The 26,875-nt window shown below is 66.2% G+C and carries 29 protein-coding genes; 13 read left to right on the forward strand and 16 right to left on the reverse strand.

All coding sequences use genetic code 11. From position 1 onward, the window contains the following. Positions 1 to 2: 2 nt before the first annotated feature. Both NYR55_RS06795 and NYR55_RS06800 read right to left on the reverse strand, forming a co-directional pair. Positions 3 to 386, reverse strand: a complete 384-nt coding sequence (locus tag NYR55_RS06795; RefSeq protein ID WP_260020444.1) for a glycine zipper 2TM domain-containing protein — start codon at positions 384 to 386, stop codon at positions 3 to 5. 83 nt (positions 387 to 469) lie between these two features. Continuing rightward, positions 470 to 784, reverse strand: coding sequence for a glycine zipper 2TM domain-containing protein (locus NYR55_RS06800; RefSeq protein ID WP_260020445.1), 315 nt, complete (start codon positions 782 to 784; stop codon positions 470 to 472). A 143-nt stretch (positions 785 to 927) separates the two neighbouring features. On the opposite strand from NYR55_RS06800, the gene NYR55_RS06805 reads away from it, so the two are divergent. Both NYR55_RS06805 and NYR55_RS06810 read left to right on the forward strand, forming a co-directional pair. Beyond that, on the forward strand, positions 928 to 1,350 hold the full coding sequence (locus NYR55_RS06805) for a cupin domain-containing protein (protein WP_260020446.1): 423 nt from the start codon (positions 928 to 930) through the stop codon (positions 1,348 to 1,350). A gap of 291 nt (positions 1,351 to 1,641) precedes the next feature. Continuing rightward, positions 1,642 to 1,827: a hypothetical protein gene (locus NYR55_RS06810; protein ID WP_260020447.1), complete on the forward strand. Its 186-nt coding sequence runs from the start codon at positions 1,642 to 1,644 to the stop codon at positions 1,825 to 1,827. 183 nt (positions 1,828 to 2,010) lie between these two features. Here the strand turns inward: NYR55_RS06810 and NYR55_RS06815 are convergent, their stop codons facing one another. Genes NYR55_RS06815 through argH form a run of 5 tightly spaced genes read right to left on the reverse strand, consistent with a single transcriptional unit; the run spans position 2,011 to position 6,637 of the window. Next, positions 2,011 to 2,964, reverse strand: coding sequence for a zinc transporter ZntB (locus tag NYR55_RS06815; RefSeq protein ID WP_260020448.1), 954 nt, complete (start codon positions 2,962 to 2,964; stop codon positions 2,011 to 2,013). Next, entirely contained in the window at positions 2,961 to 3,740 is a 780-nt protein-coding gene (locus NYR55_RS06820) for an NAD(P)-dependent oxidoreductase (RefSeq protein WP_260020449.1), read from the reverse strand. Before NYR55_RS06820 ends, NYR55_RS06815 begins: the two co-directional genes overlap by 4 nt. Beyond that, positions 3,737 to 5,002 (reverse strand): diaminopimelate decarboxylase, encoded by a 1,266-nt coding sequence (gene lysA, locus NYR55_RS06825; RefSeq protein ID WP_260020450.1) that lies wholly within the window; start codon positions 5,000 to 5,002, stop codon positions 3,737 to 3,739. The genes NYR55_RS06820 and lysA overlap by 4 nt, the downstream gene beginning before the upstream one ends. A 10-nt stretch (positions 5,003 to 5,012) precedes the next feature. Next, a complete protein-coding gene (locus NYR55_RS06830) occupies positions 5,013 to 5,261 on the reverse strand; it encodes a hypothetical protein (RefSeq protein ID WP_260020451.1) in 249 nt (82 codons plus the stop codon). A gap of 2 nt (positions 5,262 to 5,263) precedes the next feature. After that, entirely contained in the window at positions 5,264 to 6,637 is a 1,374-nt protein-coding gene (gene argH / locus NYR55_RS06835; protein WP_260021584.1) for an argininosuccinate lyase, read from the reverse strand. A 157-nt stretch (positions 6,638 to 6,794) separates the two neighbouring features. Here argH and NYR55_RS06840 point away from each other — a divergent pair, with 157 nt between their 5' ends. Further along, positions 6,795 to 7,247: a TlpA disulfide reductase family protein gene (locus NYR55_RS06840; protein WP_260020452.1), complete on the forward strand. Its 453-nt coding sequence runs from the start codon at positions 6,795 to 6,797 to the stop codon at positions 7,245 to 7,247. Between the two features lie 56 nt (positions 7,248 to 7,303). Here the strand turns inward: NYR55_RS06840 and topA are convergent, their stop codons facing one another. Next, positions 7,304 to 9,856, reverse strand: a complete 2,553-nt coding sequence (gene topA / locus NYR55_RS06845; protein WP_260020453.1) for a type I DNA topoisomerase — start codon at positions 9,854 to 9,856, stop codon at positions 7,304 to 7,306. Between the two features lie 147 nt (positions 9,857 to 10,003). On the opposite strand from topA, the gene NYR55_RS06850 reads away from it, so the two are divergent. Beyond that, positions 10,004 to 10,438 carry a hemerythrin domain-containing protein gene (locus NYR55_RS06850; protein ID WP_260020454.1) on the forward strand — a complete coding sequence of 145 codons (435 nt, stop codon included), beginning with the start codon at positions 10,004 to 10,006 and terminating at the stop codon, positions 10,436 to 10,438. Between the two features lie 12 nt (positions 10,439 to 10,450). On the opposite strand, the gene NYR55_RS06855 is transcribed toward NYR55_RS06850, so the two are convergent. Continuing rightward, positions 10,451 to 10,900 (reverse strand): MarR family transcriptional regulator, encoded by a 450-nt coding sequence (locus NYR55_RS06855; protein ID WP_260020455.1) that lies wholly within the window; start codon positions 10,898 to 10,900, stop codon positions 10,451 to 10,453. 103 nt (positions 10,901 to 11,003) lie between these two features. Between NYR55_RS06855 and NYR55_RS06860 the strand changes: the two genes are divergently transcribed. Then, the gene (locus tag NYR55_RS06860) at positions 11,004 to 11,426 is read left to right on the forward strand and encodes an organic hydroperoxide resistance protein (protein ID WP_279338679.1); all 423 of its coding nucleotides are present in this window, start codon (positions 11,004 to 11,006) and stop codon (positions 11,424 to 11,426) included. A gap of 18 nt (positions 11,427 to 11,444) precedes the next feature. On the opposite strand, the gene NYR55_RS06865 is transcribed toward NYR55_RS06860, so the two are convergent. Genes NYR55_RS06865 through plsY form a run of 3 tightly spaced genes read right to left on the reverse strand, consistent with a single transcriptional unit; the run spans position 11,445 to position 13,811 of the window. Continuing rightward, on the reverse strand, positions 11,445 to 12,125 hold the full coding sequence (locus NYR55_RS06865) for a hypothetical protein (RefSeq protein ID WP_260020457.1): 681 nt from the start codon (positions 12,123 to 12,125) through the stop codon (positions 11,445 to 11,447). Further along, entirely contained in the window at positions 12,118 to 13,200 is a 1,083-nt protein-coding gene (gene dprA, locus NYR55_RS06870) for a DNA-processing protein DprA (RefSeq protein ID WP_260020458.1), read from the reverse strand. Before dprA ends, NYR55_RS06865 begins: the two co-directional genes overlap by 8 nt. Continuing rightward, complete coding sequence (gene plsY, locus NYR55_RS06875) at positions 13,197 to 13,811, reverse strand: glycerol-3-phosphate 1-O-acyltransferase PlsY (protein ID WP_260020459.1); 615 nt, start codon at positions 13,809 to 13,811, stop codon at positions 13,197 to 13,199. The genes dprA and plsY overlap by 4 nt, the downstream gene beginning before the upstream one ends. A 109-nt stretch (positions 13,812 to 13,920) precedes the next feature. Here plsY and murI point away from each other — a divergent pair, with 109 nt between their 5' ends. Beyond that, positions 13,921 to 14,721 carry a glutamate racemase gene (murI, locus tag NYR55_RS06880; protein WP_260020460.1) on the forward strand — a complete coding sequence of 267 codons (801 nt, stop codon included), beginning with the start codon at positions 13,921 to 13,923 and terminating at the stop codon, positions 14,719 to 14,721. Positions 14,722 to 14,747: 26 nt separating this feature from the next. Here the strand turns inward: murI and NYR55_RS06885 are convergent, their stop codons facing one another. Beyond that, entirely contained in the window at positions 14,748 to 15,065 is a 318-nt protein-coding gene (locus NYR55_RS06885; protein ID WP_260020461.1) for a hypothetical protein, read from the reverse strand. Between the two features lie 74 nt (positions 15,066 to 15,139). Between NYR55_RS06885 and hemA the strand changes: the two genes are divergently transcribed. The 4 genes from hemA to NYR55_RS06905 all read left to right on the forward strand — a co-directional run bounded on the left by hemA (position 15,140) and on the right by NYR55_RS06905 (position 19,998). Further along, positions 15,140 to 16,384: a 5-aminolevulinate synthase gene (gene hemA / locus NYR55_RS06890; protein WP_260020462.1), complete on the forward strand. Its 1,245-nt coding sequence runs from the start codon at positions 15,140 to 15,142 to the stop codon at positions 16,382 to 16,384. An 83-nt stretch (positions 16,385 to 16,467) separates the two neighbouring features. After that, complete coding sequence (gene gyrB, locus NYR55_RS06895) at positions 16,468 to 18,975, forward strand: DNA topoisomerase (ATP-hydrolyzing) subunit B (RefSeq protein WP_260020463.1); 2,508 nt, start codon at positions 16,468 to 16,470, stop codon at positions 18,973 to 18,975. Between the two features lie 147 nt (positions 18,976 to 19,122). Beyond that, positions 19,123 to 19,539, forward strand: coding sequence for a septal ring lytic transglycosylase RlpA family protein (locus tag NYR55_RS06900; protein ID WP_260020464.1), 417 nt, complete (start codon positions 19,123 to 19,125; stop codon positions 19,537 to 19,539). A gap of 45 nt (positions 19,540 to 19,584) precedes the next feature. Continuing rightward, positions 19,585 to 19,998 (forward strand): acyl-CoA thioesterase, encoded by a 414-nt coding sequence (locus NYR55_RS06905; protein WP_260020465.1) that lies wholly within the window; start codon positions 19,585 to 19,587, stop codon positions 19,996 to 19,998. An 11-nt stretch (positions 19,999 to 20,009) separates the two neighbouring features. Here the strand turns inward: NYR55_RS06905 and ppc are convergent, their stop codons facing one another. Beyond that, on the reverse strand, positions 20,010 to 22,685 hold the full coding sequence (gene ppc / locus NYR55_RS06910) for a phosphoenolpyruvate carboxylase (RefSeq protein WP_260020466.1): 2,676 nt from the start codon (positions 22,683 to 22,685) through the stop codon (positions 20,010 to 20,012). Positions 22,686 to 22,803: 118 nt separating this feature from the next. Between ppc and NYR55_RS06915 the strand changes: the two genes are divergently transcribed. The 3 genes from NYR55_RS06915 to fghA are packed head-to-tail and all read left to right on the forward strand — an operon-like array spanning position 22,804 to position 25,214. Then, on the forward strand, positions 22,804 to 23,916 hold the full coding sequence (locus tag NYR55_RS06915; RefSeq protein WP_260020467.1) for an S-(hydroxymethyl)glutathione dehydrogenase/class III alcohol dehydrogenase: 1,113 nt from the start codon (positions 22,804 to 22,806) through the stop codon (positions 23,914 to 23,916). A 60-nt stretch (positions 23,917 to 23,976) separates the two neighbouring features. Continuing rightward, positions 23,977 to 24,366 (forward strand): VOC family protein, encoded by a 390-nt coding sequence (locus NYR55_RS06920; protein WP_260020468.1) that lies wholly within the window; start codon positions 23,977 to 23,979, stop codon positions 24,364 to 24,366. Continuing rightward, complete coding sequence (gene fghA / locus NYR55_RS06925; protein ID WP_279338789.1) at positions 24,363 to 25,214, forward strand: S-formylglutathione hydrolase; 852 nt, start codon at positions 24,363 to 24,365, stop codon at positions 25,212 to 25,214. The genes NYR55_RS06920 and fghA overlap by 4 nt, the downstream gene beginning before the upstream one ends. A gap of 6 nt (positions 25,215 to 25,220) precedes the next feature. On the opposite strand, the gene NYR55_RS06930 is transcribed toward fghA, so the two are convergent. Together NYR55_RS06930 and NYR55_RS06935 are read right to left on the reverse strand one after the other, a co-directional pair. After that, entirely contained in the window at positions 25,221 to 25,529 is a 309-nt protein-coding gene (locus tag NYR55_RS06930; protein WP_260020469.1) for a DNA primase, read from the reverse strand. A gap of 93 nt (positions 25,530 to 25,622) precedes the next feature. Further along, on the reverse strand, positions 25,623 to 26,855 hold the full coding sequence (locus tag NYR55_RS06935; protein ID WP_260020470.1) for a multidrug effflux MFS transporter: 1,233 nt from the start codon (positions 26,853 to 26,855) through the stop codon (positions 25,623 to 25,625). Positions 26,856 to 26,875 lie beyond the last annotated feature (20 nt).

Here is a 26,875-nt window from a genome sequence, read left to right on the forward strand (position 1 = left end):
GGTCAGCGACAGCGCACATCGCCCCGGTCGACCTGCTGGCCCAGCACGGCACCCGCCGCCCCGCCCAGGATCGTGCCGATCGTCTTTGACCCGCCCGGTGCAATGATATTGCCCAGCACACCGCCGGCCACGCCGCCGATGATCAGGCCGCTGGTGCCATCGTCGCGGCGGCAATAATAGCGCCCGTCGCGCCCGCGATAGATCGCGTCGTTGCGGCCCAGCCGCCGCTCGGAATAGCGCGGATCGTCGCGATAATAGCGGGCGGCATCCCAGTCGCCCCGGTCACCGGCATATCCGGGACCATAACCATAGCCGTCGCCATATTGATTGCAGGCGCCAAGCGACGCCGCCGATACCGCGATTGCCGCGGCCAGCACCTTGTTCATGTCGATGTCTCCTTGGTGATGGATGCAAAACGGGCGGGAAGCCATTTGGCTCCCCGCCCGTGCATCAGGCCGTTATCGGCCCATTAGCGGCAACGCGAACCGGAACGTTCGATCTCGCGGCCGGCGACTGCACCGGCAGCGGCGCCGAGCAGCGTACCAACCGTACGGTCGCCGCGGGTGTCGATCGTGCGACCGACCAGCGCGCCTGCCACACCACCGACGACCAGACCGGTCGTGCCATCGGGCTTGCGGCAATAGCGGCGACCATCACGACCGCGCCATTCGCGATACTTGTAGCGACCGTCGCGTGCCTCGGCATGGGCATCGGGGGTCGGGATCACAGCGGCGGTCGGCAGGGCAACGGCGGCGGCGACAGCGGCAAGAATAAGGTTACGCATGGGTCTACTCCCTTCTAAATCTCGTTACGGGCAACAAACGCCCGATCTGGACGAAGGTTGCATGAACGGAATGAAAGAAATGGCGGAATTCAGCCGTTTTTCTTTCCGAACCGTTGAAAGGGACAATGGCGGGGTGCGCTTTTATGGTCGATGAATGGGTTCGTCAGCATTCGTTACAGCCGCATCCGGAGGGCGGATGGTACCGTGAGACGTGGCGAAAGAGCGGCGAACCGAACGAACGGGCCGCCGCGACCGCGATTCTCTATGCCCTGGATGGCGGCGGCAAATCGCATTGGCACCGCGTCGACGCCGATGAGCTATGGTTGTGGCACGGCGGATCGCCGCTGCGGCTGGCCGTCGCGCCCGACGAAAACGGTCCGGTGCAGCGCATCGTCCTTGGCAATGATCCCGCGCATGGCTACCAGCCGCAGCACATCGTGCCCGCCGGCTGGTGGCAATCGGCAGAGGCCGGGCCGCACGGCGCGCTAGTGAGCTGCATCGTCGTGCCGGGGTTCGATTTTGCCGGTTTCGACCTGGCCCCGCCCGGATGGCAGCCAGCGGGATAGTTATCCCCGTTATCCACAGGACTCACAGTCACGCGGGCGCGAATCACCCTTGGTGCGACTCGCATCGAGTGAGACCATCCAAGGGTCAGAGCGGCGATGGAGCATCGAGAAATCGAAGCGAAATCAACGAGTTGACGGCTTGATATCCAATGCTGGTGGCGCAAGCAAACCGCATGATGGTGCCAAGTCGAACCGGACGGACGGTTCCAGACGCGCAATCGCCGGGTGCAAGCCAGGCCGATGCCCAGGGAACGGAAAGAAAGGTTCAGCCACAGGCAGCCGAAAGGGTGCATGGGGCGGGTTGATGAAGGGCAGGTGGTTCGCTCGGCCGAAGATGCGGCAACGCAAGAGGCGGACGAGGGCACTGGCGGCTCCACTCTCAGCCAGAAGCGGACGGAATGGCGAAAGCCGGAAGGTCCGCTGGCCATCGGTAAAACCGACGCGGGCTCGTCCGATCCCGCGCCGGAACAGCGATGACCGAAACGCCGGTCCAATGCGGACCCCCCTGGGGGTCAGGCGGGACAGGCGATGCCGCCCGGTATCCGGCAGTTCCGCCCGAAAGGGTGGGACGACAGGATCAGGCGACATGGGGGGCTGGCAGCGATGCCGGCCCCCTTTTGATCCGGCGGACCCTTTTGATTCGGCCGACCGTTGACCGGATCAGTCGCGCAACCAGTGCCGCCGCGCGAAATAGGCCGCGATCGCCACCGCAAGGATGACGCAGATGCCGACCACGCCCCAAAATGCCCAGGGTTCGCGGGCATAGGGGATCCCCTCGACATTCATGCCAAGCAGGCCGGTCAGAAAGGTGAGCGGCAGGAACACCATGGCGACGATGGAAATGATCAGCGCGCGCTGGTCGATCTGTTCGGCGCGAAGATCGGTCAGCGTTTCATGGAGCAGCGCAGCACGTTCACGGATCGCCTCAAGCTCCTCCGCCATCCGCGCTGCACGGTCGGCCGCCGCCGCCAGATGCAGCCGGTCATCCTCGGCCAGCCAGTCCGCAGGCAACGCCGCCAGCCGCTCAAGCGCATCGCGCTGCGGCGCCAGGAACCGGCGATAGCCAATGGCACGGGCGCGCGCCCGGCCCACCGCGCGGCGCAACGCGAACAGCCGGTGCTGGTCGATCCCCTCCTCGCAATCATCCAGCTCGTCGCCCAGATCGACGACCACGGGATCCAGCTCTGCGGTGATCGCATCGGCAAAGGCCGCAATCAGGTCGCCCGCATCCTTGATCTCGCCCGCCTGAACCTCGGCGCATACGGCGTCGATCGAGTTCATCGGCAGCCGGGCGACGGAAATCACGCGGCATCCGCGAGCATAGATTCGGACCGAGGCAAAGGGATCTGACATCGATGCCGTATCCGGCGACAGGCCGCGCAGGTTGACCAGCGCGCCGTCCCCTACGGCCTCGCAGCGCGGTCGGGTTTCGGTCGCGGTCAGGGCATCGATCGCGGCGTCGGGCAGGTGCGCCCTGCCCTGAAGCCAGGTCAGGGTATCGGCATGATCTCGGTCCAGATGCACCCAGATCAGCGATCCCGTTGCCGCCAGCGCGGCATCGCGGTCCATCGCGTGAACCGCCCCGCCCGCATCGACGACCAGCGCGTGGGTCATGCCCGCATCTCCACATCAATCCACAGCCCGTCGGGACGGTCGGCGGGCGGTTCGGCAGTCGCCACCCGCACGGCATCGGCTCGTGCCCGGTCAAGGATGGCGGCCGGCACGTCCGGGCGATGCGTCACCCGGTCGGCACTGGCCAGCAGCCGTGCCTGGCGCAGCGTCAGCGCATCGGGATCGGGCGATGCCAGCGACAGCCGCACCAGCTCTGCCGCCGGTCGCGCCGCGCCGCCCGCTGCCCAGTCCGGTGCGCGATCGGCGCTGCCCGTTGCCAGCGGATCGATCGCCCCGCCCGCCGCCAGCGCCGACGCCAGCGCCCGCCGCCGCTCGCCGCCATCGGGCAGCCGCGATTTGAGCACCGCACGCGCGGCATTCAGCGCCTCGGCCAGTCGGCCCAGATCGGCCGGGATCATCGCCTCCAGCCGCTGACGCAGGGCAGCGGCAAGGCCCGCCGATGCACCGCCCGTCGAAATCGCGATCAGCACGGGCGAACGGTCGACAATGGCGGGCAGCGTGAAATCGCACTGGTCCGGCCGGTCGACCGCGTTGATCAGCACGCCGCGCGCCCGCAGCGTGGCAATCGCCGCCATTGCCGCGGCCTCATCCTCCATCGCGACGATGGCCAGCCGCGCACAGGGGTGGTCGATGGGCGCGACAATCGCCCCCGCCCGTTCCAGCAGGCGACGCTTGGCGTCCGCCGCCTCGCCATCGCCCGCCAGGATGACCGGGCGACCTGCCAGCTTCATCAGCATGGGCAGGCCGTTCAGCGTCATGCCTTCAGCCACTCCGGCACGCGCTCGGCGGCCATCACCGTGCCGGCGGGGATGCGATCGGCAACCACGGCATAGCGGTCGCCATTGACCAGCACCTCGGGCACCAGGTCGCGGCTGTTATAGGTGCTGGCCATGGTCGCGCCATAGGCACCGGCGGTACGCAGCACGGCCAGATCGCCGCGCGCCACCCGGTCGATGTCCCGGCCCATGGCAAAGGTGTCGCCGCTTTCGCAGACCGGCCCGGCGATGTTCGCGGTCATCCGCTCGCCATCCGGCCGCACGGCCACGAAATCGTGATAGGCATCGTACAGCGCCGGCCGCATCAGGTCGTTCATCGCCGCATCGACGATGACATAGGGATTGGCGACCCCCGGCTTCACCCACAGCACTTCGGTCAGCAGCACGCCGGCATTGCCCGCGATCACCCGCCCCGGTTCGAACATCAGCGTGACGTTCCAGCCGCGGGTCACCTCTGCCACCATCGCGCCATAGTCGGCGGGGCTGGGGAAACTGTCCGCCGGGCGATAGGGCACGCCCAGCCCGCCGCCCAGATCGACATGGGTGACCATGTGCCCTGCGGCGCGCAGTTCCTGAACCAGCTCGCCGATCTTGATATAGGCGGCGCGCAGCGGCTCCAGCGTGCCCAGCTGGCTGCCGATATGGCACGCCACCCCGCGCAGGGTCAGGCCGGGCAGCGGGGCCAGCCGGTCGAAAATCGCGCGCGCATCGCTGATCGGCAGGCCGAACTTGTTCTCCGCCTTGCCGGTCGAAATCTTGGCATGGGTGCGGGCATCGACATCGGGATTGACGCGAATGACACAGGGGGCGCGGATGCCACGCTCTGCGGCCAGGCGCGACAGGACGACGCCCTCTTCCTCCAGCTCCAGGTTGAACTGGCCGATGCCGGCATCCAGCGCGGCGATCAGCTCACGCTCGGACTTGCCGACGCCGGAAAACACGATTTCCGACGGGGCGATGCCCGCCGCGATGGCGCGGTGCATTTCGCCCGCCGACACCACGTCAGCGCCGAACCCCTGATTGGCCAGGACGCGCAGCACGCCCAGATTGGGGTTGGACTTGATCGCAAACGCGATGTGGACCGGCGCTTCCACGGCGTTCAGCCCGTCGCGGAACACCTGTGCATGGCGTTCGAACGTCGCCTGCGAATAGACGTAACAGGGCGTACCGACCTCTGCCGCGATGCGGGACAGGGGGATGTCTTCGGCAAACAGCTCGCCGTCGCGATAGGTGAAATGGTCCATGGTTCTCGGTTCAGCGGGTGGGGGGCAGGTCAAATGGATCGGCGGGGCGATCCTCCGACTGGGTCAGCGTCTGATCCCCGCGTTTTGGCCGGGCATCGATGGGCGGCGTGGTCAAGTCCGTCGGCCCCGGCGTTTCCACCGCGCCATAGGGCGCGACGGGCAGCGACCGCCCATCGGCGGGGCGCAGGTCCCGCTTGGCACCGCAAGCGGCCAGCGACAGCGCCAGCGCGCCTGTCAGGATCACGGCAACACGGCGCATCGTCACTTCTCCTCGACCCTTGCCCGCGCAGCCGCGATCGCCTCGCGCACGCGCACCGGGGCGGTGCCGCCATGGCTGGTCCGGCTGGCCACCGATGCGTCAACGCTCAACACGTCGTAAACGCGCGCGTCAATGCGCGGGTCCACACCGGTCAGCACCTCCAGCGGCAACTGGTCCAGCCGGCAACCCGCGCCCTCCGCCGCCGCAACGGCGCGGCCGGTGATGTGATGCGCCTCGCGGAACGGCACGCCCGCCTCGCGCACCAGCCAGTCGGCAAGATCGGTTGCGGTGGCAAAGCCGCTTTCGGCCAGTGCGCGCATCCGGTCGGTGCGGAACGTCGCGCTTTCCACCATGCCGGTCATCGCCGCGATCGACAGCGCCAAGAGGTCATGCGCCTCGAACACCGGCGGCTTGTCGTCCTGCATGTCCTTTGAATAGGCGAGCGGCAGGCCCTTCATGGTGATCATCAGGCTGGTCAGGCACCCGATGATCCGCCCCGAATGACCGCGCACCAGCTCGGCCGCATCGGGATTGCGCTTTTGCGGCATGATCGAGCTGCCGGTCGACCATTGGTCGGACAGGCGGACAAAGCCGAAGGGCTGGCTGGCCCAGATGATGAACTCTTCCGCCAGCCGCGACAGGTGCAGCGACGCCTGCGCCGCGCTCATCAGGTAATCCAGCGCAAAGTCGCGGTCGGAAACCGCATCCAGCGAATTGTCGGTCGGCCCGTCAAAGCCAAGCGCGGCGGCAGTGCGGTGGCGATCGATGGGAAATCCGGTTCCGGCCAGCGCCGCGCTGCCCAGCGGACAGCGGTTCATCCGCATCCGCGCATCGGCAAACCGGCTGCGGTCGCGCGCTACCATCTCGACATACGCCATCAGGTGATGGCCCAGCGTCACCGGCTGCGCGCTCTGCAGATGGGTAAAGCCGGGCATCACGCTGTCGGCATGGTCCTCTGCCCGCGCCAGCAGCGCCAGTTGCAGCGCCTTCAGCCCGGCATCCACCGCATCGATGGCATCGCGCACCCACAGGCGGAAATCGGTCGCCACCTGATCATTGCGGCTGCGCGCGGTGTGCAGGCGGCCAGCGACCGGCCCGATCTTCTCGGCCAGCCGCGCCTCGGTCTGCATATGGATGTCTTCCAGCGCCAGATCCTCTGCCACGCCATTGGCAGCATAGTCGGCGGCCACGGCATCCAGACCGGCGGCGATCGTCGCGGCATCGTCTGCCGACAGGATGCCCGTCGCGCCCAGCATTTCGACATGGGCTTTCGATCCGGCGACATCCTGTTGCCACAGCCGCTTGTCGAACGGGATGGAGGCATTTATCTCCCGCATCACGGCCGACGGTCCCTCGGCAAACCGCCCGCCCCACATGGTGTTGGCGCCACCGGAAACAGGAGTATGAGCGTTGGTCATTCGGTTGGGCGTCCTGCCTGTTCTGTTCGTGGCGGCGGCAATCGGCGGTTGCGATAGGCAATCCGGCGACGCTGGGCAAGGCGCAGACAACAGCACGCCACCGATCAGCAACGCGGTGGCAGAGACAAAGGGGACGCAGGACCGTACCCAGGTGGGCACGCCTGCCCCGGATTATGCCTTTACCGATGCCGATGGCAAATCGCTGACGCTGGCAACGTTCAAGGGCAAGCCGGTGCTGGTCAACCTGTGGGCCACATGGTGCGCGCCCTGTGTCGCGGAGATGCCGACGCTGGACGCACTGGCCAAGCGGGAGACGGGCAAGCTGGCCGTGCTGGCCATCAGTCAGGACATGGACGGGGCGAAAAAGGTGCTGCCGTACCTGGAAAAGGCAAAGCTGCTGAACCTGGTTCCCTATCTCGATCCGGACCTGCGCTTTTCCGTCGGCCTGAACGCCAGCCTGCCGACCACCATCCTGTATGATTCCGAAGGACGCGAAGTCTGGCGCTATGTTGGCCCGATGGACTGGTCGAGCGAGGCCGCGGCCCAGATGATCAGCGAGGCGAAGTAACCTGCCCTCCGCCCCCTGCCCGTCCCGCATACTGGCGGAGACGGGCAGGGGGATGATCAGGCCGTCGTCTTTTTCGCCGCCGCTTTCTTGGCCGGGACCTTCTTCGCAGGCGCCTTTTTGGTCGCAGCTTTTTTCGCGGGCTTTTTCTTGACCGGTGCCGCCGCTGCCTTGGCATCGATCAGCTGAGCGGCCTCCTCCAGGGTGAGCTGGTCCTTGTCGACCGACTTGGGCAGCGTGGCGTTGGTTTCGCCATCGGTCAGATAGGGGCCATAGCGGCCCTCCATCAGCTTGATTTCCGCTTCCGTGCGCGGGTGCTTGCCCAGTATCTTCAGCGGCTCACGCGCCGCGCCGCGTGCGGGACGGCCGCCCGCCGCCGCCTCGGCCAGCTTGACGACGGCCGCGTTCATGCCCGTCTCGAACACCTCTGCCGTATTGGCCAGCCGCGCATATTTGCCGGCGTGCTTCAGATACGGGCCATAGCGTCCGATCGCTGCCTCGATCGGCTCGCCCGTTTCGGGGTGATTGCCGATGACGCGCGGCAGGGACAGCAGCTTCAGCGCCCAGTCGAGGTCCAGCTCGCCCGGCAGATCCTTGGGGATCGACGCGCGCTTGGCATCCGCTCCTTCGCCCAGCTGGATATAAGGGCCGAACCGGCCCGCCTTGCGTTCGATCGCCAAGCCGGTTTCGGGATCGGTGCCGATCGCCTCCGGCTCGGTATCCGCGCCCGCATCCGCCCCGCCCGGCTGAGCGAAACGGCGGGTATATTTGCAGTCGGGATAGTTGGAGCAGGCAACGAACGCCCCGAACCGGCCGCCACGCAGGGCCAGCCGCCCCACCCCGCAATTCGGGCACAGGCGCGGGTCGGTGCCATCGCCCTTGTCGGGAAACAGATAGGGTTCGAGGAACTGGTCCAGCTCCGCCGTCACCTCGGATGGCTTGAACTCCATGACCTGAGTCGTGCGCGGCTTGAAATCGCGCCAGAACGCATCCAGCACGGCCTGCCATTCGGCGCGCCCGCCGGACACGTCGTCCAGCTCCTCCTCAAGCCCCGCCGTGAAATCATAGCTGACATATTTTTCGAAGAACCGTTCGAGGAACGCGGTCAGCAACCGGCCGCTCTCTTCGGCAAAGAACCGGTTCTTTTCGACGCGGACATACGCCCGGTCCTTCAGCACCTGAATGATCGAGGCATAGGTGGACGGGCGGCCGATCCCCAGTTCCTCCAGCCGCTTGACCAACGATGCTTCGGAAAAGCGCGGCGGCGGCTGGGTGAAATGCTGTTCGGCATTCACGCCCAGCTTTGCCGGGGTATCGCCCTGGCGCAGCACCGGCAGGCGGCGGGATTCCTCGTCGCCCTCATCGTCCTTGCCCTCTTCGTACAGCGCCAGATAGCCGGGAAAGAGCACCACCTGTCCGGTTGCGCGCAGCGCATGGCGGCCGGTGCCTTCCTCCAGCTCGACGGTGGTGCGTTCCATCCGCGCCGACGCCATCTGGCTGGCCATCGCGCGCTTCCAGATCAGGTCGTACAGGCGGGCATGATCGCCAGCCCCCAGCCGGTCGCGGGCGAAATCGGTGGGGCGGATCGCCTCATGCGCTTCCTGGGCGTTCTTGGCCTTGGCCTGATACTGGCGCGGCTTGTCGGGGACATAGCCCGCATCGTACCGCTCGACGATCGCCTTGCGCGCGGCATCGATGGCGCTGCCATCCATCTGGACCCCGTCGGTCCGCATGTAGGTGATCGCGCCGTCTTCATACAGGCCCTGCGCCACGCGCATCGTATGGCTGGCCGAAAAGCCGAGCTTGCGCGCCGCTTCCTGTTGCAGGGTCGATGTGGTGAAGGGCGGCGGCGGGTTGCGCGTCGCGGGCTTTGTCTCGACGCTGGCGACGCTGAACCGGCCTGCCTCCACAGCGGCCCTCGCCCGCTCGGCCGTCGCGCCGTCCCCGATGGTCAGCCGGTCGATCTTCTGCCCGTCGAACCGCACCAGCCGCGCCTGGAACCGGGTTGCATCCTGTTCCAGATCGGCAATGACCGACCAATATTCCTGGGGCACGAACCCCTCGATCTCCCGCTCCCGCTCGACGATCAGCCGCAGCGCCACCGACTGGACGCGGCCCGCCGATTTCGCGCCGGGCAGCTTGCGCCACAGCACCGGCGACAGGGTAAAGCCGACCAGGTAATCCAGCGCCCGGCGCGCGCGATAGGCATCGATCAGGTCGGTATCCAGCTCGCGCGGATGCGCCATGGCGTGCAGCACGGCGGGTTTGGTGATCGCGTTGAACGTCACGCGCTCCACCGCCCTGGGCAGCGCCTTTTTCTTGGCCAGCACCTCCTGCACGTGCCAGCTGATCGCCTCGCCCTCCCGATCCGGGTCGGTCGCCAGGATCAGCCGGTCGGCCCCCTTTGCGGCGTCGGTAATCGCCTTCAGCTGCTTGGCCTTGTCGCCATAGGCTTCCCATTCCATCGCAAAGCCCTGATCCGGGTCGACGGAGCCATCGCGGGCGGGAAGATCGCGGACATGGCCGTAACTGGCCAGCACGCGATACTCCTTGCCCAGATATTTCTCGATCGTCTTTGCCTTTGCGGGCGATTCGACAATGACCAGTTGCATGATGGTTTGACGGCCTCTTACGTGTGTACGCGCGAGGGTGGGGATCGCATCCCCGCCCCGTCAAGCGTCGCCATCGTGATTTCCGCAGGTAATGTCTGGAGCGATGTTAATCCTTGCGGTGCATTTTCCGGAGATTGGAGATCGACGATGCTGTCTTTTGAGCGGCTGATTCGCGAACATCGCTTGATTTCGCAGCTTGGCGGACAGCTTCGCCATGCCCTTTCGATCGGCGCGGATACGGCTGCCGCTCATGGCGCGATGACGACCCTGTCCGATACCCTGATCGCACATCTTCATGCCGAGGATTCGGAAATCTATCCCCAGCTGATGATCAGCCGCGACGCCGGGGCGGCTCATGCCGCAAGGGTGGCGGTCGAACGGTTCAAGACGCTGGCGTCGGACTGGATCGCCCATGTCGCATTCTGGACGCCATCGGCGATCAGCCAGAACCGGCCCGGGTTCGATGCTGCGACGCTGGCCATTCTCGCCCGGCTGGATGCCCGCATCGCCCAGGAAAACGAACTGCTCTACCCGATGGCGCTCAGTACCGCGAACCTGCCGCTGCGCGACCAGGCGGCCTGACGATCCACGGGTTCAGCCCGGCTGACCCGCCATCAGCCGGCGCCTGACCGCCAGCAGATCGTCCCGCGACCGAAGCAGCGTGGACAAGTCCCCGCCGCACGCCGCCAGCATGGCGGACGCGATCCGCTGCGCCTCGGCCAGCAGGGTGCGGCCGGCATCGGTCAGCGTCACGCGCACCACGCGCTCGTCCCGATCGTCCCGCCGCCGCGCGACCAGACCGCTCGCTTCCATCCTCTTGATCATCGGCGTCAGCGTGTTGGATTCAAGGAACAGCTGATCCCCCAGCTCTCCCACGCTCTGTCCGTCGCGCGCGCCCAGTAACAGCAGGGCGAGATATTGGGGGTACGTCACCCCCAGCGAGTCGAGCAGCGGCTTGTACGCGCGCGTCACGGCCATCGCCGTCGAATGGACGGAAAAGCAGAACAGCTGGTCGAGCGGGTTGGCGGGCGGCGTCTCGGTCATGCAACAGATTTAATCGCAGGCGATTTAATCGCAAGCCTTGACGGTCAGAAGCAGGATACACATATATCGTACACGATTTAACCGCAAACGATGGAGATTGATGATGGCGACCAAGATTCTGTATCGCACCACGGCAACCGCAACCGGCGGCCGCGACGGGCGCGCGGCCACCACCGACGGCGCGCTTGATGTCGCGCTGGCCATGCCGGTCGAACTTGGCGGCAATGGCAAGGGGAACAATCCGGAACAGCTGTTTGCGGCGGGCTATGCCGCCTGCTTCCTCAGCGCGCTGAAGTTTTCCGCGTCACAGGCCGGCACAAAGCTGCCTGCCGAAACCAGCATCGCCGCAACCGTCGGCATCGGCCCGCGCGAAGATGTCGGCTTTGGCCTGACCGTCGATCTGGTCGCCACCATCCCCGGCCTGGATGCCGCAGAGGCAAAGGCGCTGCTGGATACCGCGCACACGGTCTGCCCCTATTCGCACGCGACGCGGGGCAACATCCCGGTGAACATCACCCTCGCCTGACCCACGGCCCGGCAACGGTCAGGCAAAGATATCCGCCTCCGTTTCCGGGTCTTCCGGTTCCAGCACGCGATAGGCGGCGACCCCCACCTGGGTCGTCGCCATCATGCTGATGGCCAGCAGTCCGTTGGTCAGGATGGAAAACCAGAGCGGCAGGGCGTCCAGCGCGACGTCCATAACCCATATTTCGGCCGCCAGCGCCGCGCCCAGCGGCACCACGGCCAGGATGAGCAGCGCCGAAATCGGCGTAACCGACGCCTGCGTCCTGCGCCAGCTTTCGCCCAAAGCATCCCCGATCGTCCTGCCCTCCGCAATCAGGATCGCGCCCGCAACTGCCCAGCGGCTGGCGACATAGATGCCCGGCAGGACCAGCATCAGCACTCCAAGCGCGATGCCCAGCGTTGCCACCAGGTTGAGCAGATACAGTGCGACAATCCGGCCATTGCCCGGCGCGATGGACGATCCGGCAGCGGTCAACGCCGCCCGAATCTGCCACTGGACCAGGGCAATCGTGACGACCGAAACGACCAGATTGATCCCGACGGCCACCGATGGATTGGCGTTCAACATCGCGTCGGCCGCCATCCCGGCCGCCCAGTGCCCGGCCAGGATCATGGCATAGGTCGGCAGGATCGCGGGCAACGGATCGAGCGCCGCGCTGACCAGCGCGCCGAACCGCACGGTGGTCACCCGATCATCCATTGGCGCTGACCCGTCCGCCGGCATGCCGTTCCAGCCGACCGGCCAGTTCCAGTTCCAGCAGCACCATCGCCACCATGGCCGGGCTGACGCCGGACTGACGGATCAGTTCGTCCACGGCGACCGGAACCGGGCCCAGCAGGTCAGTGACCGCTCGGCGCTCCGCCTCGCCCGGGTCGGCGTCCGGCCCTGCATCGAACCGGCTGGCCGGCGCACGGACGCTGCGCGCGTCGATCGGCCGGATCATCTCCAGCACATCGGCGGCATTCTGGACCAGCGTCGCGCCTTCGCGGATCAAGAGGTTGCAGCCCTGTGCTCGCGGATCGATCGGGCTGCCGGGCACGGCCATCACCTCTCGCCCAGCCTCGCCCGCCAGCCGCGCGGTGATCAGCGATCCCGAACGCGGCGCGGCCTCCACGACCACGGTGCCAAGCGCCAGCCCGGCGATGATCCGGTTGCGCGCCGGAAAGAACCGGGCCAGCGGCTCCGTGCCCGGCGGCTGTTCCGCGATCAGCAGCCCCTGGCTCGCCACCTGCTCCTGAAGCTCGCGATTTTCCGGCGGAAAGGCGATGTCGATGCCGCTGGCGATCACACCGATGGTGCCGGTGCCGATCGATCCGTGATGCGCAGCGGTATCAATGCCCCGCGCCAGGCCCGACACGACCGTCACCCCGGCCTCGCCAAGCCCATGGGCGAGCTGGCGGGCAAAGCGGCATGCCGCGGCCGAGGCATTGCGCGCGCCCACCATCGCCACCACCGGCCGCGACACCAGCCCCCGGTCCCCGCGCGTCACCATGACCGCAGGCGCACTATCCAGTTCGGCCAGCAGCGCGGGATAGTCCCCCTCGTCCCGGAACCAGTATTGCCCGCCCAGCCGCTCCACCGCCGCACGCTCGCGCTCGGCGCTGCGCAGATCGGCGATCACCGGCGGCCGGCCCCCGCCCCGCAGCGCCAGATCGGGCAGCGCGGCCAATGCCGCCGCCGGGGTTCCGAACCGGGCGATCAACTGAACATAGGTGACCGGGCCGATGCCCGGCGTGCGGATCAGCCGCAGTCGGTCAAGGACGGGATCGCTCATCCGGCGGCGCGCTTCGATCCGCCGATGCGCGGTTCCTGCCCCCGCATCAGCCGCGCGATATTCTCCCGATGCTTCCACAGCACGATCAGCGCCAGCGCCAGCAGGACGGGCAACAGATCGGCCCGGCCCAGCGCAACTGCGGCCACCGGCGCGCTCACCGCCGCGCTCATCCCCGCCACGGACGAGATGCGCAGCACCGCCAGCAGGCCCAGCCAGACCAGCGCATAAACCAGCCCGATCGGCCAGTGGAATGCCAGCACCACGCCCATCAGCGTCGCAACCCCCTTGCCCCCGCGAAACCGCAGCCAGACCGGATAGCAATGGCCGATGAACGCGGCGGCACCGGCAAGGATCTGTTCGCCGGGGAACAGCGCCCCGGCAATCGCCACCGCGACCAGTCCCTTTGCCATGTCCAGCAGCAGCGTGGCGGCCGCCAGCCCCTTGCGTCCCGTGCGCAGCACATTGGTGGCACCGATATTGCCCGATCCGATGCTGCGCAGATCGCCCGCCCCCGCCGCACGCGTCAGCAGCACACCGAACGGGATCGACCCCAGCAGATAACCGGTCAGCAGCGCCAGCGCCGGTGCCTGCCACAGGATTTGCGTTTCCATTGCCCTCGTCTCCGCCGTGGGGACACCGGTGTTCGGGCCATCAGTCGGCTGTCGCCAATCGGTTAGTGGGTTGATTCTTGCCATGCAACCGCCGCACAGGATGGATGCGATGCCCGCCGACCTGCGCCCCGTCCTGTTCTTTGATTCCGGGATCGGCGGCCTGTCCGTGCTTGGCCCGTCCCGTGCGGTGCTGCCGCAGATGCCGCTGGTCTATGTCGCCGATTCGGCGGGCTATCCCTATGGCACTCGAAGCGAGGCGGAAATTGCGGCGCGCGTGCCCGCCCTTTTGGGCAGGCTGGCGGAACGGTTCGATCCCCGACTGATCGTGATTGCGTGCAACACCGCATCCACCATCGCGCTGTCGGCGGTGCGATCGGCGCTTGATCTGCCGATCGTCGGGACGGTCCCCGCGATCAAGCCCGCCGCCGAACTCAGCCGGACACGCGTCATCGGCGTGCTGGGCACAGAGGCAACGGTGCGCCAGCCCTATGTCGACGATCTTGCGGCACGCTTTGCCCCCGACTGTACCGTCATCCGGCACGGATCGGCGGCGCTGGTCGACCTGGCCGAACGGCACCTGGCGGGCGAACCGACCGAACCGGCGGAATATCGCGCTGTTCTGGACGGCCTGTTCACACAGCCCGATGGCGACCGCATCGACGTGATCGTCAATGCCTGCACGCATTTCCCGCTGGTCGAGGCGCAGCTGGCCGCCGCCACGGCGCATCCCGTCCGCTTTGTCGATGGCGGACCCGGGATCGCACGGCGCATCGCCCATCTGACCGATGGTCAGGCATGGCCGGACACCCCGCCGCCGGGGCAGGCGGTCTTTACCCGCATGGACGATCATTCCCGCCGATTGGCCCCGGCGCTCAACCGGTTCGGCATCACCGAAATCGGGCCGCTCTGACGCCCCGTCCGGCGGATCTGCTCCGGTCAGCCGTTCGTCAGTTCAGGGGTCACCCCGCCGATCAGCGATCGATAGCGTCGCTCCATCGCCCGATGCGCCATGCGGACGGACGTGTCGTTGGACTGTTCGGCAAGCTGGCGGCACTGCGCGGCGCGCCGTTGATAATAGGCCCGATCATCAGCGATCATCGGATTGCCCTTTCGGCCCGCAATCAAGGCGTGGCCACAGGAGATACGACTCAGGGGGTCGTAATGAATAAACCCTATCACATTGATCGCCGGACGGGGGCGAATTGCGACAAAGCGTTGTAAAAAGCTGAATTGTTTCAGTTTCTTGGTGGACACGGCAGGGTTGATGGCCGCGGATGCCCGCCCCAAGATGCTGGAAATGCTGTTCGATTGCCGCTAATGGCCCCGTGATGAGCATCGACGCCCAGCATGCGCCCATGGTCGATTACGGCCGCGCCTTTTCGGCAGCAATTGATCGGCTTCATGCCGAAGGGCGCTATCGCGTCTTTATCGACATCCTGCGGAACAAGGGGATGTTTCCCAATGCCCGCTGCTTCGCGGGGCATAACGGCCCGAAACCGATCACCGTCTGGTGTTCCAACGATTATCTGACGATGGGCCAGCATCCGGACGTCATCGCGGCGATGGAAGCCGCGCTGCACGATGTCGGCGCGGGATCGGGCGGCACGCGCAACATCGGCGGCAACACGCATTACCATGTCGATCTGGAGGCCGAGCTGGCCGACCTGCACGACAAGGAAGCGGCGCTGCTGTTTACCTCCGGCTATGTGTCGAACGAAGCGACGCTTTCCACCCTGGCCCGGATCCTGCCCGGCTGCATCATCTATTCGGACGAGCTGAACCACGCATCGATGATCGCGGGCATCCGCAATTCGGGCTGCGAAAAGCGCGTGTTCCGCCACAATGACCTGGCGCATCTGGAAGAACTGCTGGCTGCAGACGACCCGTCGGCGCCAAAGCTGATCGCGTTCGAAAGCGTCTATTCGATGGACGGCGACATTGCCCCCATCCACGCCATTTGCGACCTGGCCGACAAGTACAACGCCCTCACCTATCTGGATGAAGTGCACGCCGTCGGCATGTACGGCGCGCGTGGCGGCGGGATTTCCGAACGGGACGATGCGGCATCGCGGCTGACCATCATCGAAGGGACGCTGGGCAAGGCGTTCGGCGTCATGGGCGGCTATATCGCGGCCGACCGCAACATCATCGACGTGATCCGCAGCTATGCGCCCGGGTTCATCTTTACCACGTCGCTGTCCCCGGTGCTGGTCGCCGGCGCGCTGGCCAGCGTTCGCCACCTGAAGGCATCCAGCGTCGAGCGCGACGGGCAACAGGCCGCAGCGGCGATGCTAAAGACGATGTTCGCCGATGCCGGCCTGCCGGTGATGGCATCGACGACGCATATCGTGCCGCTGATGGTCGGCGATCCTGTCAAGGCAAAGCGGATCAGCGACATCCTGCTCGCCGAATACGGCGTCTATGTTCAGCCGATCAATTATCCCACCGTGCCGCGCGGCACCGAACGGCTGCGCTTCACGCCCGGCCCGTCGCATGACGAAGGGATGATGCGCGATCTGACCGAGGCGCTGGTCGAAATCTGGGGCCGGATGGAGCTGAAGCGCGCGGCCTGATCCGCAGCGAGCCTGCACCGGCCCGCCGCTGCATCCCCCGGTTTTTGCTTCCCCTTGGGGCCTGCCATGCCTATATGCTCGGCATGGCAACGACACCCGAAAACGCACCCAATTCCAGTGACTATGGCGCCGATTCAATCAAGGTCCTGAAGGGACTGGACGCCGTCCGCAAACGCCCCGGCATGTATATCGGCGACACCGATGACGGTTCCGGCCTGCATCACATGGTGTTCGAGGTGTCGGACAATGCGATCGACGAGGCGCTGGCCGGGCATTGCGACCTCATCCTGATCACGCTCAACGCCGACGGATCGGTCAGCGTCGAGGATAACGGCCGCGGCATCCCCACTGGCATCCATGCCGAAGAAGGCGTGTCGGCTGCCGAAGTCATCATGACCCAGCTGCACGCCGGCGGAAAGTTCGAGAACACGTCGGAAGGCAACGCCTACAAGGTGTCCGGCGGCCTGCACGGCGTGGGCGTTTCGGTGGTCAACGCACTGTCCGAATGGCTCGACCTCAACATCTGGCGCGATGGCCAGGAACATTACATGCGCTTTCGCCACGGCGATGCAGAAGCGCCGCTCAAGGTGGTCGGCCCGTCCGACGGCAAGAAGGGGACGCGCGTCACCTTCCTGGCCAGCCCCGCGACGTTCAAGATCACCGAATATGATTTCGACAAGCTGGAACATCGCTATCGCGAGCTGGCCTTCCTCAATTCCGGCGTCCGGCTGAAGCTGCGCGACCATCGGCACGAAGAGCCGAAGGAAGTGGAATTGTTCTACGAAGGCGGCATTGCCGCGTTCGTCAAATGGCTCGATCGCAACAAGCAGGCGCTGATCCCCGAACCGATCGCGATTGTCGGCAACCGCGACGATGTCGGCATCGACGTCGCGCTGGAATGGAACGACAGCTATTATGAAAATGTGCTGTGTTTCACCAACAACATCCCGCAACGGGATGGCGGCACCCACCTGGCGGCGTTCCGCGCCGCGCTGACGCGCACCATCAACAGCTATGCCGACAAGTCGGGGATGCTGAAAAAGGAAAAGGTGACGCTGACCGGCGACGATATGCGCGAAGGGCTGACCGCCATCGTGTCGGTCAAGCTGCCCGATCCCAAATTTTCGTCGCAGACCAAGGACAAGCTGGTTTCATCCGAGGTGCGCCAGCCGCTGGAAAGCCTGATGGCCGACAAGCTGGCCGAATGGTTGGAGGAAAATCCCCAGTCCGCACGGCAGGTGATCCAGAAGGTGATCGACGCCGCCGCCGCGCGCGAGGCGGCCAAGCGCGCCCGCGAACTGACCCGGCGCAAGGGTGTGATGGATATCGCCAGCCTGCCCGGCAAACTCGCCGATTGTCAGGAACGCGATCCAGCCAAGTCCGAACTGTTCCTGGTCGAGGGCGATTCGGCAGGCGGATCGGCCAAGCAGGGCCGCGACCGGCATTTCCAGGCGATCCTGCCCCTGCGCGGAAAGATCCTGAACGTCGAACGCGCCCGGTTCGACCGGATGCTGTCCAGCCGCGAAATCGGCACGCTGATCCAGGCGATGGGCACCGGCATCGGCCGCGACGATTTCAACATCGAGAAGCTGCGTTATCACAAGATCGTGATCATGACCGACGCCGATGTCGACGGCGCGCATATCCGCACGCTGCTGCTCACCTTCTTCTATCGCCAGATGCCCGAAATCATTGAAAAGGGGCACCTCTTCATCGCTCAGCCGCCACTGTACAAGGCAGCGCGCAACCGGTCCGAAGTGTATCTGAAGGACGATGCCGCGCTAGATCAGTATCTGATCGAACATGGCGTCGGACAGGCGGTGCTGGAGGGGCCGGGCGGCGCACGGACCGGGGCCGATCTGGCGCTGCTGGTCGATCATGCCCGGCGGATGCGGGTGCTGATGCGCTATGTGCCGCGCCGCTACGACCCCTCGCTGATCGAGGCGCTGGCGCTGGGCGGGGCGCTTGATCCGGGTGCCAGCCGCGAGGATCGCGAATCGCGGCTGTCGGCGGTGGCCGACCGGCTGCAGCGCACCGATGACGAGGCGCGGTGGAGCGTCTCGCTCACCGGCGAAGGCGGCTATCATTTCCAGCGCGCGTGGCGCGGCGTCACCGATCACCACATTGTCGAGGCCGCGTTCCTTGGATCGGCCGAGGCGCGCAAGCTGCACGGCCTGGCGAACGAACAGGCCGAAGCCTATGCCGGGCTGTCGCGGCTGACCTCCGCCCGCAGCGCGGCACAGGCGACCGACGACGCCCCGGCAGAAGAGGGCGCCGAGGAAGCCGTCGCCCCGGCCATGGCGGCCAAGGGCGAAACGCTGATCGCACGGCCCAGCCAGCTGCTCGACGCGGTGCTTGCCGCCGGGCGCAAGGGGCTGTCGATCCAGCGGTACAAGGGGCTGGGCGAAATGAACGCCGAACAGCTGTGGGAAACCACGCTCGATCCCACCCACCGTTCGATGCTGCGCGTCACCATCGAACAGGCGGACGTGGCGGATGAGGTGTTCACCAAGCTGATGGGCGATGTCGTCGAGCCGCGCCGCGAGTTTATTCAGGAAAACGCCCTGAACGTCGCCAATCTCGACGTCTGATCAATTCCGAGTCGCTCCTGCCGGTCGCCCGCGCGGCAACCGGCGGCGGGCGGCCGGTTCCATCGAATTGGGGTCATCCGTCGCCGGACTCCCACTGTTCGCCGCAACCTGCTGGTCAGGTGAGCGGAGTCTCCGCATGGCAATCCCATGCGAAGGGGGCTTCGATATCTTGCGGCATTGCTGGCGGTGGCAGCACCAGCCTGTGCATCCCATGGCGGCGAGGCGGATGTCATCGCCGCTCCGGTGGTGTTTCAGACCGGCATGGCCAGCTTTTTCGCCGCTGAAATGGCCGGTCGTCGTACCGCCAGCGGCGAACGCTGCGATCCGGGCAGCCTGACCGCGGCGCACCGCACCCTGCCCTTCGGCACCCGCGTCCGGGTGACCAATCCCGACACCGGCAAATCGGTCATCGTCCGCATCAACGATCGCGGCCCCTTTGCCCGTGGCCGCGTGATCGACCTGTCCCGCGCCGCCGCCAATGAAATCGGCCTGGTCGCGCGCGGCCATGGCGAGGTGCATCTGGCACTGGCCGATCAGGACCAGGACGCGCAGCCCGCGGATTGATCCGGTGGTTGGCGCATTCCCGCAAACGCGCTAGCGCATGGCGGCATGAGCAGCCGCCATTCCATCTCGATCACCGCCATGCCGGACGACATCGACCAGCTGGGTCATGTCAACAATGCCGTCTGGGTGCGCTGGATTCAGGATGTAGCCGCCGCGCACTGGCACGCCGTCGCCCGGCCTGAGCATCAGGAAACCTATGTCTGGGTCGTGGTCCGGCACGAAATCGATTATCGCGGCAATGTGACCGTCGGTCAGACGGTGCGCGCCGACACCTGGGTCGGCGATCATGGCGGCGCCCGGTTCGACCGCTTCGTCCGCTTCACCGGCCCCGATGGCCGGGTGAAGGTGGAGGCAAAGACCACCTGGGCGCTGGTCGATATCGCCACCGGCCGGATCAGCCGCCTGACCCCGGAAATCGCAGCGCCGTTTCTGGTCGACGACGGCACGGGCCAGGACTGACCGGTCCGCCGCTAACCGCTGTTGCGCAGCGCCGTGGCGATGGCGTTGATCGTCAGCAGGATGCCCTCCTCGATCCGCGGATCAGCCTCGCCCGCCCGGTGCCGCTTCAGCAGTTCGACCTGCAACAGGTTCAGCGGCTCGATATAGGGCAGTCGCAGGCGCACGGACGTTTCGGTCACCGGCTGATGTTCCAGCAGGCGCGACTGACCCGTCACCGTCAGCAGCCCCTCGCACGTCAGCGACCAGCCATCGCGGATCTGCCCGAAAATCGCATCGGCGGCGTCCCGGTCCTCGACCAGCGCGGCATATCGCGCCGCCAGGCCCATGTCCGATTTCGCCAGCACCATTTCCATGTTGGACAGGGTGGCGGCGAACAGCGGCCATTGCTGATGCATCGCGCTCAGCAGCCCCTTGTCGGGGAATGCGGCGATCGCCTGACCCACGCCGAACCATCCGGGCAGCATCACCCGCGCCTGTGCCCAGCTGAACACCCAGGGGATCGCGCGCAGATCCTCGATCGCGTCGGATTTCTTGCGGCTGGCCGGGCGCGATCCGATCTTCAGGCCGGCAATCTCGTTGATCGGCGTCATCTGCCGGAAAAACTGCCGGAACCCCGGCGTTTCGTACACCAGCCCGCGATAGGTGGAAAAGGCGGTCGCCGACAGGGCGTCCATCGCCGCCTCGAACCGCGCCTGATCGGCATGGGGCAGCCGCGCCGGCTCCATGCTGGCCAGCAGGGTGGCGGACACCATGGTTTCCAGATTGGCCGCCGCCTGTTCGACCGAGCCATATTTGGCGGCGATCACCTCGCCCTGTTCGGTAATGCGGATGCGGCCGCCCACCGTCCCGGCGGGCTGGGCGCGGATCGCGGCAAAGGCGGAACCCCCGCCCCGGCCGACCGCCCCGCCGCGGCCATGGAACAGCTGCAACCGCACGCCCGCTGCATCGAACACCGGTTTCAGCGCCGTCGATCCCTTGGACAGTTGCCAGGTGGAGGTCAGATAGCCGCCATCCTTGTTGCTGTCCGAATATCCGATCATCACCTCCTGGTACCCGCGCGCACGGGCGATGCTGGCCACTGCGGGCTGGGCCAGGAACCGCTCCATGATCGCCGCGCCCGCCTCCAGATCGGCGACCGTCTCGAACAGCGGCACGGCCATGATCGCTGCCTCGGGCGGCTCGCCGGGGCGATACAGGCCCACCTCGCGCAACAGCAGATTGACCTCCATCAGGTCGGAAACCGACTGGGTCATCGACACGATATATTGCCGGATCGCGGCTGCACCGAACCGTTCATGCACGCTGGCTGCGGTTCGCAGGATGGCCAGCTCGCCCGCCGTTTCCTCGGAATAATCGCCATGCGGCACCGACAGCGGACGCGGGCTGGCCAATTCGCGCGACAGCAGCGCGATCCGCGCCTCCTCATCCAGCGCGGCATAGTCCGCCTCGACGCCCGCAACCTTGAGCAGTTCGGCCACCACCCGCTCATGCACGGCACTGTTCTGGCGCATGTCGAGCGTGGCCAGGTGAAATCCGAACACCTCGACTGCCCGGATCAGCCGGCCCAGCGCGCCGCCCGTGGCCAGCGTGCCGCCCCCGCTGGAGGCAAGGCCGTGCGCGATCGCCACCAGGTCGCGGCGAAACTCGCCCGGCCCGGCATAGGCATCCCCGCTCAGGAACCCCGGCCGGGGCGGTTCGCTGCCCGCCAGCTGGCGATGGGTTTCGGCCAGCCGGGCATAAATGCCCGACAGCGCCCGGCGATACGGCTCGTCCGCCCGGCTGGTCGCGCCATCGCCGCTCGCCTCGGCCAGTGCCAGCACGGCATCGGTCACAGCGACATGGCGGGTGGAAATGGACAGCTCTGCGCCCAGCTTGTGGATCGCATCCAGATAATGGCCGATGACCGCCTCTGCCGCCCGGCGGAACGCATGGGCCATCGCATCGGCGGTGACGAACGGATTGCCGTCGCGGTCGCCGCCGATCCAGCTGCCCGGCCGCAGAAATGCGGGCACCCGTTCGCCCAGCAGCCGGTCCCAGCGGGCATAGAGCAGCGGCAGCGCGGGCAGGAACACCTCACGCAGATAGGACAGGGCGGTTTCCACCTCGTCCGCCACCTTCAGCTTGTCGGGGCGCAGCACCCGCGTCTGCCAAAGGAGCGCGATCTGGCGCAGCAGCGCCTCGTCCACCGCATCGCCATCGGGCGTCGTCCCCTCACCCCGGTCGCGCATCGCCATCAATTCGGCGATGCGATTGCGATGGTCGATCAGGCTCTTGCGCCGCACCTCCGTGGGGTGCGCGGTCAGCACCGGCGCGATCAGCCCGTCGGCCAGCAGGTCGCGGACCGCGGCGGCATCGATGCCATGCTCCTTCAGCTTCGCCAGCGCATCGTCGACGCCGGTGCCGGGATCGACGGAGACGCCCTGCCGGTCCTCCGCCAGATTGGCCAGCATCGAAAACAGCATGAACCCGCGCGCAAACTCCAGTGCCTCGTCCAGGTCAAGGCCGGACAATTCGGCATCGCTCGCCTCGCCGCCGGGCGTTTCGATATGGCGCCGCACCGATGCAGAGCGAATCGCCTCGATCCGGTTGAACAGCGCTTCTCCGCCATAGGCGCGGATGACGTCGCCCAGCATGCCGCCAAGCAGTTTCAGATCGGGGTGATTTGCGATGGTGGGAAGCGTGGCCATGCAATTATGCTGCACCGCAACCGCATTTTGCGCAACGCATTGTTATCGGTATCGCCTCTTTGCGCATAGCTATTCGCCCGCTAACCGCTACCGTGAAATACCATCGTGGAGCACCCCAATGAAAACCCGTGCCGCCGTCGCCTTTGCCGCGAAACAGCCGCTCGAAATCGTCGAGCTTGATCTGGAAGGGCCAAAGGCCGGCGAGGTGCTGGTCGAAATCATGGCGACTGGCATCTGCCACACCGATGCCTATACGCTGGACGGGTTCGACAGCGAGGGGATTTTTCCCAGCGTGCTGGGGCATGAAGGCGCGGGCATCGTGCGCGAGGTCGGCCCCGGCGTCACTTCGGTAAAGCCCGGCGATCACGTCATCCCGCTCTATACCCCCGAATGTCGCCAGTGTAAGTCGTGCCTCAGCGGCAAGACCAACCTGTGCACCGCGATCCGCGCGACCCAGGGCAAGGGACTGATGCCCGACGGGACGACCCGGTTCAGCTACAAGGGGCAGCCGGTCTTTCATTACATGGGCTGTTCGACCTTTTCGAACTTCACCGTCCTGCCCGAAATCGCGGTGGCGAAAATCCGCGAGGACGCGCCGTTCCAGTCGAGCTGCTATATCGGTTGCGGCGTGACGACCGGTGTGGGCGCGGTCATCAACACCGCCAAGGTGCAGGTGGGCGACAATGTCGTCGTCTTCGGTCTGGGCGGCATTGGCCTCAACGTCATTCAGGGCGCCCGGCTGGCGGGTGCGGACCGGATCATCGGCGTCGACATCAACCCGGAACGCGAGGAATGGGGCCGCCGCTTCGGCATGACCGCGTTCCTGAACAGCAAGGGGATGAGCCGCGAGGACGTGGTGGCCCGGATCGTCGAGATGACGGACGGCGGCGCGGACTATACCTTTGACGCCACCGGCAACACCGATGTGATGCGTACCGCGCTTGAGGCGTGCCATCGCGGCTGGGGTACCAGCATCATCATCGGCGTGGCAGAGGCGGGCAAGGAAATCGCCACCCGCCCGTTCCAGCTGGTGACGGGCCGCAACTGGCGCGGCACCGCGTTCGGCGGGGCAAAGGGGCGGACCGACGTTCCCAAGATCGTGGACATGTACATGCAGGGCAAGATCGAGATCGATCCGATGATCACCCATGTCATGGGGCTTGAGGAGATCAACACCGCGTTCGACCTGATGCACGCGGGCAAGAGCATCCGCAGCGTCGTGGTCTATTAAGCGAAAGACAGCACTGGGCGCACAATTCGCGCCCTCCCCCCGAGTGACGGAGTAACGGCAATGTTGAATCACGTGATGGTCGGATCAAGCGACCTGGACCGGTCAAAGGCATTTTATGACAAGGTGCTGGCAGTGCTGGGTGCGGGCGAGCCGCTGAGCAATATTGCGCCAAGCGGGCACACCCGCCTCATCTACATGCACGACGGCACAATGTTCATCGTGACACAGCCAATCAACAGCGAACCGGCGACGGTCGCCAATGGCGGGACGATCGCGTTCAAGTGCCACTCGGCGGAACAGGTCAAGACGTTCCACGATGTCGCCGTCGCGGCCGGGGGCACGTCGTGCGAAGATCCGCCGGGCCTGCGTGACGGCAGCCTGGGGCCGATGCACCTGTCCTATGTGCGCGATCCCGATGGCCACAAGCTGTGCGCGATCTGGCGGCCCTGACCATGGAAACGGTTTCGACCGCGCGGGCATTCGGGGGGACGCAGGGTGTGTATCGCCATGCGTCCTCGGCGACAGGCACGCCGATGACCTTTTCGGTCTATCTGCCGCCGCACCGGTCCGGCGACCGGATGCCCGTACTGTGGTATCTGTCCGGCCTGACCTGCACCCACGCCAATGTCACGGAAAAGGGCGAGTATCGCCGCGCCTGCGCCGATCATGGCGTCATCTTTGTCGCGCCGGATACCAGCCCGCGCGGCGACGAAGTGCCCGATGACGATGCCTATGATTTTGGCAAGGGCGCGGGCTTTTACGTCGATGCGACCGAAGCGCCCTGGGCCACGCATTTCCGGATGCGCAGTTATATCGAGGATGAGTTGCCGGCGCTGATCGCGCGCGAATTTCCGATGGCCGATCTGACGCGGCAGGGCATTACCGGCCATTCGATGGGCGGGCATGGCGCGCTGACCATCGCGCTGCGCCATGCGGACCGGTTCCGTTCGGTATCCGCCTTTGCCCCGATCAGTTCGCCGCTTGCCTGTCCCTGGGGGGAAAAGGCGCTGACCGGCTATCTGGGTGCGGATCGCGCCGCCTGGCGGGCCTATGACGCCTGCGCACTGATCGATGACGGCGCGGTTCTGCCCGATCTGCTGGTGGATCAGGGGGCGGCCGATCCGTTCCTGGCCGAACAGCTGAAACCCGAATTGCTGGAACAGGCCTGTTCACGCGCCGGGATCGATCTGACCCTACGGCTGCAACCGGGCTATGACCACAGCTACTATTTCATCTCGACCTTCATGGCCGATCATGTGGCGTGGCACGCGGAGCGGCTGACCGCCCCGCGTGACTGAACACGCTTACAGCTGGTCGTCGTCCTCGTCGTCCAGGTCCAGATCATCGCGCTCGCCATCCAACGGCACGATCCCGTCCAGCTCGTCCTCGTCTTCGTCCTCGTCCTCATCCTCGTCCTCGCCAAGGATCGTGAGGTCATCCTCCTCCTCGTCCTGAACCGCGTCCGGGTCCTGACCCAGATCGGGATTCATGTCGTTCTGGATCACGCCGTCGCCGGGGCCGCCGCCTTCCACTTCCAGGATTTCGGCGCGCTGGCTTTCATCATAGCCGTCCTCGTCATAACCGTCGTCATTCGGTCCAAGGTCGAACATCATTGCATCACCCTCCGTTTATGCCGACCGTCGGTGTGGCGGTCTTGCATGAACTGCGAACGAAGGCGTGTGTGGCGCGTTCCGGGGCGGTGAAAATTAAGCCTGTTGGGGACGAAACAATCGTCCGCGCTCGGTCACCAGCACGATGCCCAGGCCAACCCCGCCGCACAGGACAAAGCCCAGCGTCAGCGGCACGGTGGTGCCGTCGAACGACTGGCCGATCACCGCGCCCAGCACCGCGCCGCCCAGGCTGGACACAAAGCCCTGCATGCTGGACGCCACGCCCGCAACCTGCCCCATACGGTCCATCGCCATGGCCGAGAAATTGGTGTTGGCCAGCCCGAAACAGCCCATGGTCAGCGCCTGCATCACGATAAAGCTGCCCAGGGTTTCCCATCCCATCGCCTCGATGCCCAGATGGATCAGGGCAAAGCCGATCATGGCCAGCAACGCGCCATGGCTGATCACGCGCATTCCGAACCGCATGACGATACGGCTGTTCAGAAACGATGAAGCCGCCATCAGCCCGGCGACGCTGGCGAACACGATCACCAGCAATTCCGGCCGGCCGAACGTGTCGAACACGATCTGCTGCACCGATCCGACAAACCCGAACAGCGCACCCGACACGCACGCCGCGGTCAGCGTGTATCCGACGGAACAGCGATCCGACAGGACGATGCGCGCGCTGCCCGCCAGCCGGCCGATGGACAGCGGGATCCGGTCGGCCGGTGCCAGCGTCTCCGGCATCCGCACCACGAACCAGGTCAGGACCAGCGATGCGACGATCGCAATGCCGCCGAAAATCCAGCGCCACGGCGCGAACAGCAGCACGAACTGGCCAAATGCCGGCGCGATGACCGGCGCGGCCATGAACACGATGAACGCCATGCTCATTACCCGCGCCATGGCCCGTCCAGAAAAGCAGTCGCGGACCAGCGCGATGGTCACCACCCGCCCCGCCGCCACCGCCATGCCGGACACGAACCGCGCGATCAGCAACAGCGTGAAACTGGCGGAAAAGGCCGCGACGATGTTGGTCACGACATACAGCGCGATGGCGATGACCAGCACCGGCTTGCGCCCGAACCGGTCGGCCAGCGGGCCATGGACCAGCTGCGCCAGCGAAAAGCCGAGCAGAAAGGCGGTGATGACGAACTGCCGCCGATTATCCTCCGTCACGCCCAGCGCCTCGCCGATGGCAGGCAGTGCGGGCAGCATCGAATCGATGCCCAGCGCCGTCAGCGCCATGATCGCCGCGATCAGCGCGACGAATTCGGCAAAGGGCAAGGGCGACCGGTCGAGCGATGCTCGCGCTGGGCTGTCCACTGTGCTGGCTCCATGACGGG

Source organism: Sphingomonas sp. BGYR3 (genome assembly GCF_025153455.1).
In the GTDB taxonomy this organism is placed as follows: domain Bacteria; phylum Pseudomonadota; class Alphaproteobacteria; order Sphingomonadales; family Sphingomonadaceae; genus Sphingomonas.